The sequence below is a fragment of the Planctomycetota bacterium genome (assembly GCA_026387035.1).
GTDB lineage: Bacteria > Planctomycetota > Phycisphaerae > FEN-1346 > FEN-1346 > JAPLMM01.
In genome coordinates this window covers 1-9617 of record JAPLMM010000266.1, presented here as the reverse complement: position 1 = coordinate 9617, position 9617 = coordinate 1, and the positions used below count along the sequence as shown (strand labels likewise).

Below are 9617 nucleotides of genomic sequence, written 5' to 3'. Positions count from 1 at the left end.
AGCAAGGCGATCAAGGTCTCCTTCGCCGTCGCGCCGGAGACGCTGCTCGAAGAGGTGATGCCGATCCTCATCCAGCCGGGCCACCGCTTTGCGGACTTTCTGAAGACCGTGCTCGGCGACGCGCTGGGGCGGCTCGTCCTGCCGACCATCGAGCGCGAGGTCCGCCGCCGACTGACACGCCAGGCCGAGGAACACGCCATCGAAGTTTTCGCGGCCAACCTCGAAAGCCTCCTGATGACGCCGCCGCTGGCGAACACGCGCGTCCTCGTCATCCAGCCGGGCTTCCGCAGCGGGTGCAAGGTCGCCGTCCTCGACGTGGACGGTACGCTGCTCGCCGAAACCATCCTCTATCCGCACGAGCCGAAAAAGCAGTGGCTCGAAGGCAAAACGGCCCTCCTGGCGGCCATCCACAGCCACAACGTGCAGGCCATCGCGATCGGAAACGGCACCGGATGCCGCGCCACCGAGGAATTCGTCTCCGAGGTCATCGAGGAAAACCACCTGGACCTCCAGTACACGATCGTCAACGAGGCGGGCGCGGGCGCCTACGCCGACAGCCCCCTTGCCAAGGAGGAGTTTCCGAACCTCGAAGCCTCGCTGCGCGCAACGATCAGCATCGGCCGGCGACTCCAGAATCCCCTGGCGGAACTCGTGAAGATCGACCCCCGGGCCGTCGGCGTCGGCCTCTACCAGCACGACGTCAACCAGGAACACTTGAAGGCCGTCCTCGAAGAGACGGTCACGTCGTGCGTCGCGGCCGTCGGGGCCGACGCGAACACGGCCTCGCCCGCCCTCCTGCGCTACGTTCCGGGCCTCGGCCCGCAGGCCGTCGAGGCGCTCGCGGCTCGGCGGCGCGCTGGGCCGATCGCCTCACGCGAGGAACTCCGGGCGCTAAGCGGCTGGGACGATCCCGGCGCGTCCGCGGAGCGAGACCTCGCCTCTGGCGGGCCGGGATTCCTCCAGGCCGCCGGTTTCCTGGGCGTCACCGGCCCGAACCCGCTCGATGCGACGCGCATCCATCCGGAAAGTTACGCGGCGGCCGAACGGCTCCTCGCCAGGGTCGGACACACGGCGCAGGATCTCACGAGCGCCGACTCGGCCAAGGCGCTCGAAAAAGATTTGACGGGCATCTCGCTCGAGCCTCTGGCCGACGACGTCGGCGTCCCGATGCTGGAACTCGTGGACCTCGTCGGCGCGCTCCAGCATCCCCACTTCGACCCGCGGTCGAAGCACGCCCCGTCGATCTTCCGCAAAAAAGTTCGCCACATCGAAGACCTTCAACCCGGCATGTGGGTCAAAGGGACCGTCCGCAACGTCGTGGACTTCGGGGCGTTCGTGGACGTGGGCCTCGCGGAAGACGGCCTGGTGCACATCAGCCAGTTCTCACCGCGCTACATCCGCAACCCGATGAAGTTTCTGCACGCCGGCGACGTGGTCGAGGTCCGCGTGGTTTCGATCGATGCCGACCGCAACCGCATCGCGCTGACGCTGATTCCGGACCGCCGACCGGCCAAACCGAAACCCGCGCCCCGGCGGCCCGCGAAGAAGCCCGCAGCGGCGTCCGCCGGCGCCGCGAGCGCCGAGGCGCCGGCCGCCCCAGCCAAGGCCGCCCCGGCAAGAGGCGCCCGCCCGCGCGGCGGGAGAACGCCCTCCGCCAAGACGGTTCCGGCCGAGCGGCGAGCCTCCTCCGGCGAGCGCCGGCCGTCGCGCCGACCGCCGCAAGGTCCCCGCGAGGGCGCGCCGGGAAAGCCCGGCGGAGCACGCTCCGCGCGGACGGAAAGAACCGGCCCGCCCGGCCGGTCCCGCAAAGACCGCCCGTCGCCGCGGTCCGGCGAGCCGCGCATCCACGTCTTCCGCGACGAACCGGCCGAAAGCCCGGATGAAACCGACGACGAGGGCCGCCCGAAGATCCGCTGGGCCCATTACGAGTCGGACCTCCGTGAGGCCGAAACGCCCGGCGAGATCGAAACGTTCGAAGAAACCGAGGCCGTGGAGGAAACGCCGGCCGTCGAGGAAACCGAATCCCCCGGCAGCGCCAAGGAGACCCATGACGCGGTTTAGAATCATCGGCAACAACGGGTTTACGACGGAAGATTACCCCGAGCCGGAGGTCTGGGCGGGCGTGCTCCGGCGCGCGGGCCTCAAGGAGTTCGAATACTTCGCGGACCATCTGGAACCGGTCCTTTTCCGACGAGTCGTCGAGAAAGAATCGGAGTTTCTCCGGGCGACGCGCGAGGCGATTCGGGCGCACGGCCTGAAGGTCTGGAGCGGGGCGACGGCCCGCGTGTCGTACCTGATGAACCTCCTCAGCCACCCGTACGCGGACATGCGCGAGGAGGGCGTCACGTGGTGCTGCGCGTTCATTGACCTCGCGCTGAAACTCGGCGGACGGTTCATCTCGGGCCACTATGATTGCCTGGGCAAGCGGGACCTCGCGGAGAACTTCGACGCGGCCATCGAGCGGATGATCGACGGCCTGGTGCGCGTCGGCCAGTACGCGGCCCAGGTGGGGTTGGAGGCGATCTTCCTCGAACAGATGCACCGCCCGCAACTTCAGCCGAACACCCTCTCTCGCGGCCACCGGATCCTCGAGGAACTGAACGCGCGCAGCCCCGTGCCATTCCACATGCACCTGGACTTCGGCCACGCCGCCCCGGTGTTCGACGACCCGACGCACGGGCCTCGCGACAAGGACCCGTACGCGTGGATGGCGGAGCCCTGGGGCACGAACCGGATCGTCCTCATCCACGCGCAGCAGTGCGACCGCGAGGCGAGCCGACACTGGCCCTTCACGCCCGAGTATAATAAGCGCGGCATCATCGACGCGCGGCGATCGCTCGAGGCCCTGGCCTCAAGCGGCGTCGGCGAAGCCGTCATCGCGCTGGAGGTGCTCTATCCGCGAGGGACGCTGATCGAGACGATCGAGCCGGGCATTGTGGCCTCGGCCGAGTACTGGCGCGAGGCGCTGGAGTCGCTCGGCTACGCGGCGGGCGAGGACGGGGCATGGGAGAAAAAAGATGAGTAAGACCAGCCGTCGAGCCGGCCGCGGAAAACGGTTAGCTGCGACCCGACTCGTCCGCCATAGCCCGACTTGTCCGCCGGAGCCCGAAGGGCGAAGGCGGAAGGGCGACGGCGGAAGGGGAGCGGGGTCGTTCGAACCGCCCGCCGCGCCGCAGGTCCTGGCCGACCGCGTCGCCCTCGTGACGGGGGCCGGCAGCGGCCTTGGCCGCGGCATCGCCGAGGGCCTGGCCCGCGCGGGCGCGCGAGTGGCCCTCGTGGACATCGACCTGGAGGCGGCCGAGGAGACGCACGCGGCTATCGCGAAGGCGGTCGCCCCGCACCGGAGCCTCGCCGTCCGCGCCGACGTGACGGACGAGACGCAGGTGGCGGCGGCGTTCAAGAAGACGGTGCAGGCGTTCGGCGGGCTGGACATCTGCGTGGCGGCGGCGGGCCTCGCCCCCGCCCACCCGCTCGTGGATTTCCCCGTGGCGGCGTGGCGCAAGGCCGTGGACGTGAACCTCACCGGCTACTTCCTCACGGGGCGCGAGGCGGCCCGCATCCTCACGCGCGAGGGCCGCGGAGGGCCTGTCCGCCATAGCCCGACTTGTCCGCCGGAGCCCGAAGGGCGAAGGCGGAAGGGCGAAGGCGGAAGCATCATCCTGGTTTCCTCGAAAAGCGGCATGGAAGCGTCGAAGAACAACTCGGCCTACAACGCGACGAAGGCCGGCGAGATCCACCTCATGCGAGGCTGGGCGGTGGAACTCGGGCCTGCCGGCATCCGCGTCAACGCCGTCGCCCCCGGCAACGTCTTCAAGGGTTCCAAGATCTGGAACCCCGATTACATCAAGGAGGCGGCGAAGAAGCGAGGCATCAAACCCGAAGAGGTCATTCCGTACTATATCAGCCTGACGGCGCTGGGCATCGAGATCCAGCCGGAGGACGTGGCGGGCGTCGTCGTCTGGCTCGCCTCCGACGCCGCTCGCGTCATCACCGGCCAGGTGATCGTCTGCGACGCCGGACAGGTGTTTGTGCGCTAGTCACATGCGCGAGTTGTAGCGCGGGGGCTCGTCCCCCGCGCATGCCGTGGGACACCATTCACATGCGCGAGGGGCAAGCCCTCGCGCTACGGAATGTTTGAACGTCGGGGCGTTATTGGAAACTGTCGGCGTGTTACCGGACATCGGCGCGTCGTTGGAATCGGACGCCGACGCATGATCGAAATTGTAGCGCGGGGGCTTGTCCCCCGCGCATGCCGTTGTTGACGCAAGCAGCGTCGCAGATGCACAAAGCAGAGGATCCCGCGTGAGCGCAGCCGATCCCGCCGATGGCGAGAAACACTATCGCACGTGGGGGCGCAACCGCTCGCCACGGTTGAAGGGCTTTGACTATTCGCAACCCTGTGCCGTGTTCGTTACCGTTTGCACGGCCGACCGTCGCCCGCTCCTGAAAGGGCGTCTGGCGGACACCATTCAGGAACAGTTGAGGCATGTGGCGAAACAATGGGGATTTCGTATCTGGTGCTGGTGTATAATGCCGGACCATTGGCACGCGGTCGTTGGATCGCCGGGAGAAAAACGCACCGTATCCGACCTCGTGGGCGCCGTGAAGAGCATGGCAACTCGAACGTCGCGCCGCATGGAGATCGAGTCCCCTCTGTGGCAAAGGGGCTTCCATGACCGCGTACTTCGAGGGGACGAGAACCCCGGAATTCTCGCCGCTTACGTCGTCGCCAACCCGGTGCGCAAGGGATTGATCCAAGAAGGCGAGTCGTGGCCGTGGGCGTATCTCGATCCTGAAGCGCTTTGAATCGTCACAGCCGGATGCGCGGGGCACAAGGCCCCGCGCTACAGAACCGTTGGGCCGTTGCCGTTGTAGCGCGGGGGTTTATCCCCCGCGCATGCCGCAAGAAAATGCGCGAGGGGCAAGCCCTCGCGCTACAGGTTGGAAAAAGGAGGCTGCACCGTGAGCCGATTGGACGATTACGCCCGAGTCACCGGTTCGTATCGCATTCCGAAGACCAGCCGGGCGTGGAACCTCTATGGGGCGGGCCTGGAGAATCTTCGCCTGGAAGAGATGCCGATGCCGGCGCCAGGGGCCGACGAACTCCTCGTGCGCATCGACGCCGTCGGCGTCTGCGCGAGCGATTGGAAGATGATCTCGCAGGGCGAATCGCACACGCGGATGCGCGGCAAAGACCTCGCCAGCGACCCGACCGTGCCGGGCCACGAGGTGTCGCTGACGGTCGTGCGGGTCGGCAAGGCGCTCGCGAAGAAATACGCCGTCGGCGAACGCTACGCCGTCCAGGCCGACATCTACGTGGGCGACGAAAACATCTGCTACGGCTACAAACTGCGCGGGGCCCAGCAGGAGTACCAGACAATCGGCCCGATCATCCACGCGGGGGGATACCTGCTGAAGATCGATCCGCGCCTCGGCTACTCGCAGGCCGCCCTCGCCGAGCCGTGGGCCTGCGTCTATCACGCCTACCATCACCACCGCCCGACGCAAAGCGTCAAGCCGGGCGGGACGGCCTGGTACGTCGGGGCCGGGCCGCTCGGCCTGATGCACGTCGAGAAAGGCATCCAGGACGGGGCGGCCCGGATCATCGTCTCCGAGATGAAAGAGGACCGCCTGGAGAAGGTCCGCCGGAGCCTCGCGCCGCTCGCCAAGAAAAAAGGCGTCGAACTGGTCCTCGTGAACCTGGCGAAACAGCCCATCGAGACGGTCCTCGCGAAGCAGGGGGCGGACGACATCCTGGTCCTGGCGCCCGTGGCCAAGGCCGCCGAAGAGGCCCTCGAGTACCTCGCCCACGGGGGCTACCTGAACATGTTCGCGGGCTTCGAGAGCCGCGACAAGGCGTGGATGCGGCTGAACCTGAACGACATGCACTACGGCGCGTGGACGATGCTCGCGACGAGCGGGTCGCCGATCGAGGCCCTGCGCCGCGCGCTGGACAACGCGGCGGCGGAACGCATCGACCCGAACAACTCGGTCGCGTGCATCGGCGGCCTCGACGCCGCCAGCGACGCCGTCCATCACACCCACGCCGGCACATACCCGGGCCGGATCGTCATCTACCCGCAGATCCAGATGCCGCTGACGCCCGTCGAGGACCTCGCCGCCGACGGCCGGTGGACCAGGGAGGCCGAGGCGGCGCTTCTGGAAGGGCGGTTGCCATAGAGCGCTGCCGGTCACCATCCAACCCTCCGGTCGGCGGGAAGCCCCTTGACCGGCCGGCCGCCTGCGGTATAACATTGTTATAACGGGAGGTGCGACATGCTCAAGCGGCTCCGGAAGGTCGGGAACTCGAGCGCCCTGCTTCTCGACAAGCCCATCGTGGAACTGCTGGGCCTGGAAGAGAACGGGCGGGTGCAACTGACGGTCGAGGGCGGAAGCCTCATCGTCACGCCGGCCAATCCGCGCCCGGTGGACAAGGCGCGGCTGGAGGCCAGCCTGGACCGCGTCGTGGCGCATCGGCGAGCGGCCTTGAGAAAACTCGCCGAATGAGCCGACCTATCGTCTTCCTCGAGGCGGATCACGTGGCGGCCATCCACCGGCGGATGATCCGCGAGTTCGGAGGCGAGGCGGGGCTGCGCGACCGCGGGCTTCTGGAATCCGCCGCCTCCATGCCCGCCGCAGGCGCCGGGGGGAAGTACCTCCACCGTGGCCTTGCCGAAAAAGCCGCCGCCTACCTCTACCATCTCTGTCGGAACCATCCGTTTGTGGACGGCAACAAGCGCACCGCCCTGGCCGCCGCCGAGGTATTCCTGCTGCTCAACGACCGCGCCCTCGCGGCGACGAACGGGGAACTGGAGCGACTGACGCGTGGCGTGGCCGAAGGGACGATCTCGAAGCGCGAAGCGCTTAGGTTTTTCCGCCGGCATGTGACCTCTTAGGAGGCGGTGCACTGACCGGGGCGGCGGCGGGCCCTGTAGTAGAGAGTATCTCTCACTACAGGGCGGACAACGGGTTGCCTCTCGGTCCGGCCCCGCCGATAATGAGGAATCGCCGGCGGAAAAGGAGCAAACGATGCGGCACATTGCGGCTCTCGGCGTTGTGTTCCTGTTTGCGTGGGCGGTTGCGGCCTCCGGTGCGGAACCGGGGTTCCTTCAGACGTCGGTCCGCTTTCCGCCTGGCGGTCGTCCTGGACATCGAGGCGGGTCACCATGTCAACGCGAACCCGGCGTCGGCGGGCCTGAAGCCGACGGCCCTCGAGCCGGAGAGCCACCCCGCCATCGCGTGGGGCGAGGTCAAGTACCCTCCCGGCAAGACCTACACGCCGAAATGGGCCGCGGGCGAAAACCTTTCCGTTTACGCGGGCCGCGCAAAGCGCACAAGCGGGCGTGAACCGCCTCAGCCATCGTGGGCGAGACCGCGCCAGGCGTCGTTCTCGCGGGGGCGGTCGGCTTCCCACTGGTCCCAGATGCGCCGGAACCGGCTCGCGTAAACCATCTCAAAGAGGTCGGCGGTTTCGGGGTAGCGGCGCAGGAACTCCTCGCGGAGGTTCTGGATCTGTATCTCGATGTCGACGCGCGGCATGGACGTGTGCAGGATGAGGTTGACGATGCGGTCGGCCTCGCGCGCAAGTTGCTCCAGGGCTTCCCGGCGCGCCGCTTGCACAGGCGTCATCGCTCGGGCTCCTTGGGCTTTTCGGCCAGGCGCGAAAGTTCGTCAAAATAGGCCGACACGACCGGCCGAAATCGCACGCTCACCTGCGAGGGATCATCCTGGACCAAGTCGGACGGCCCGGGCGTTCCCTCCGGCCCGCGGTCCACCATCGTCCTCGCCAGGCCCGCGCCGGAGGCCCCGACAGCCTCGCCCGCACCGGGCGCGGCGGCGGCGCGAACGGCGCCCGGTGCCTGCGTCGCGCCGGGCCCCCGGGCGGCCGATTCGAGCCGCCGCTGCCAGGCCACTACGAACCGGCGGAAGTCGGCCTGGCTCATGCCCATGCGGTCGAGAAAGGCGTCGCTGACCTCGCCTTCGCGGAGCCTGCGGTCCGCCTCCTTTATTAATCGGTCGGCCCACCGGGTCGCGTCAAGGAGGTTTTTCGGAAAAGCCGTCGGCTGCGGACGCTCGGGGATCGGCGGACGGCCCGGGCCGCCCGTCTGGCCACCGGCGCCGCCCTGCCCCTGGTTGCCCTGTTGCTCGCCCGCGCCCGTTCCGCCGGGGCTGCCTGCGGCATCACCTTGCGATTCGGCGCCCCCCGTGGAAGCGGCTTGGTGCGAAGTTCCGGTTCCAGTTCCGGTTCCAGTTGTGCTTCCGGTCGCGCTGGCGGTTTCGGTGCGTTCCGTGCCGCCACCGTCCGCGCCGTTGCGGTTGCCGCTGGAGTTGCCTTCGGGCGACCCGGCAGAGGCGAGTGGAGTCGGACCTTCGGAGCCGGCCGGATCGCTACCGCCGCCTTGCTGTGATTCCTGACCGCTATCGCGGCCCGCGCCTTGGCCCGCGCCAGCCGGGCCTTGATCGGCGGAAGAAGGGGGCGCCGACGAAGGACTACTCGCAAGGGCCTCCAGTGCGGCAGCGAGTCGCTCCAAGGTCTGGGCATCGGCCGCAATGTTTTCCGCCAGCGCCCCCGAGGCGGCCTGCTCGGAACCGGGTGCGGACGCTTCTTTCTGCTGAGCGGCATCGGCGGACGGCTGCTCGCCGTCGCGTTTCGGCTCGGGCGAGGGGGCGAGCGACGCGGCGAGTTCTTCGGGTTGCGCGGCTACCGCGTCCGGCGCCTCGACCGCCGCCGTTCCGGGGCCGCCCAGCGCAGCAGATGCAGTATTGCCGGAGACCAGCCCGGCCTCGGCCTGGCCGATCCAGGGCTGGAACAAGACGCCTTGGGCAAGCCAGACGCCGACCGCCAGGGCCACGGCCGCGCCAGCGACGACGGCACAGGGTCGCCGCAGCCGATGCGGCGGTAGAAGGCGGGTCGGCTCGAACTTCGCCAGGAGGCGCGCCGACCGTCGGGCGATGGCGACCGCCGCGGACGGGTCGGCCCCGGAATCCGCCGAAAGGTCCAGGAACGTCATCAGGTCGTTCTTGAGTTCAGGCCGACCTCGCTCAATCAGCCTCGCCACGTAGAACAGGGACGGCGCGCGAATCCACGCCAGGAACATGGACACCGCCACGCCGGCAGCGCCGGCAAGTGCAGCCAAGAGGTAAACCGCCGGACGCGCCGAATGCGCGAAGACCCAGACCGCATCGACGGCGAGAACCAGGGCGAGGGCGGCGAGGGCGGCGGCGGACGCCCAGACGGCCGACCGGACGGCCGCGCGGCGGCGAAGCACGCTCTGGACCGACACCAGCACGTGGCGGAGGAAACGGACCGGCGGGTCCCCTTGGCGGCTCAGCACGGACGGACTTTCCAGGTAGGGGATGCTCCGAGGGCGCTCGAACGCAGGGGTGCCGCCACTTCTGTATCGGCACAGCGGGTGCGGCAACTTCGACGAAAGGTTAGACGCGAAGCCGCGGGGGCGGTTCCTGCCTTTCGGAAGAGGGGGGTAGAGTCGAGGTCTGGCGCGGTGGGGTAGGTCGGGCATATCGGTTGGCCGCCCCTTTCGGTTGGCGGTGCCTCACTGGCCCGACCGTGCTCCGTTTCCAGACCCCGCTCATCGAACCGGACGGGCGGGTTTCCC

Annotated in this window: 9 protein-coding genes; 7 read left to right on the top strand and 2 right to left on the bottom strand. The window is 68.5% G+C overall.

Annotation, left to right across the window (positions count from 1 at the left end; genetic code table 11):
* From NTX40_10335 to NTX40_10305, 7 genes are all read left to right on the top strand, one after another.
* Positions 1–2061, top strand: a 2061-nt coding sequence (locus tag NTX40_10335) for a S1 RNA-binding domain-containing protein (protein MCX5649470.1), incomplete at its 5' end; no start/stop codon positions are given.
* Positions 2048–3025, top strand: a complete 978-nt coding sequence (locus tag NTX40_10330) for a TIM barrel protein (protein MCX5649469.1) — start codon at positions 2048–2050, stop codon at positions 3023–3025. The genes NTX40_10335 and NTX40_10330, both read left to right, overlap by 14 nt.
* The gene (locus NTX40_10325; protein MCX5649468.1) at positions 3018–4037 is read left to right on the top strand and encodes an SDR family oxidoreductase; all 1020 of its coding nucleotides are present in this window, start codon (positions 3018–3020) and stop codon (positions 4035–4037) included. Before NTX40_10330 ends, NTX40_10325 begins: the two co-directional genes overlap by 8 nt.
* 265 nt (positions 4038–4302) lie before the next feature.
* On the top strand, positions 4303–4806 hold the full coding sequence (locus tag NTX40_10320; protein ID MCX5649467.1) for a transposase: 504 nt from the start codon (positions 4303–4305) through the stop codon (positions 4804–4806).
* Between the two features lie 156 nt (positions 4807–4962).
* On the top strand, positions 4963–6180 hold the full coding sequence (locus NTX40_10315; GenBank protein ID MCX5649466.1) for an alcohol dehydrogenase catalytic domain-containing protein: 1218 nt from the start codon (positions 4963–4965) through the stop codon (positions 6178–6180).
* Positions 6181–6276: 96 nt separating this feature from the next.
* Positions 6277–6507, top strand: a complete 231-nt coding sequence (locus NTX40_10310) for an AbrB/MazE/SpoVT family DNA-binding domain-containing protein (GenBank protein ID MCX5649465.1) — start codon at positions 6277–6279, stop codon at positions 6505–6507.
* Complete coding sequence (locus tag NTX40_10305; protein MCX5649464.1) at positions 6504–6896, top strand: type II toxin-antitoxin system death-on-curing family toxin; 393 nt, start codon at positions 6504–6506, stop codon at positions 6894–6896. The genes NTX40_10310 and NTX40_10305 overlap by 4 nt, the downstream gene beginning before the upstream one ends.
* A gap of 457 nt (positions 6897–7353) precedes the next feature.
* Here the strand turns inward: NTX40_10305 and NTX40_10300 are convergent, their stop codons facing one another.
* On the bottom strand, positions 7354–7629 hold the full coding sequence (locus NTX40_10300) for a hypothetical protein (protein ID MCX5649463.1): 276 nt from the start codon (positions 7627–7629) through the stop codon (positions 7354–7356).
* Complete coding sequence (locus tag NTX40_10295) at positions 7626–9335, bottom strand: hypothetical protein (GenBank protein MCX5649462.1); 1710 nt, start codon at positions 9333–9335, stop codon at positions 7626–7628. Before NTX40_10295 ends, NTX40_10300 begins: the two co-directional genes overlap by 4 nt.
* Positions 9336–9617 lie beyond the last annotated feature (282 nt).

What these genes read in the sequence shown, in the direction of transcription:
- NTX40_10330 (MCX5649469.1), top strand. Translation starts at nt 2,048, where the DNA reads ATGACGCGGTTTAGAATCATCGGCAACAACGGGTTTACGACGGAAGAT.
- NTX40_10325 (MCX5649468.1), top strand. Translation starts at nt 3,018, where the DNA reads ATGAGTAAGACCAGCCGTCGAGCCGGCCGCGGAAAACGGTTAGCTGCG.
- NTX40_10310 (MCX5649465.1), top strand. Translation starts at nt 6,277, where the DNA reads ATGCTCAAGCGGCTCCGGAAGGTCGGGAACTCGAGCGCCCTGCTTCTC.
- NTX40_10305 (MCX5649464.1), top strand. Translation starts at nt 6,504, where the DNA reads ATGAGCCGACCTATCGTCTTCCTCGAGGCGGATCACGTGGCGGCCATC.
- NTX40_10300 (MCX5649463.1), bottom strand. Translation starts at nt 7,629, where the DNA reads ATGACGCCTGTGCAAGCGGCGCGCCGGGAAGCCCTGGAGCAACTTGCG.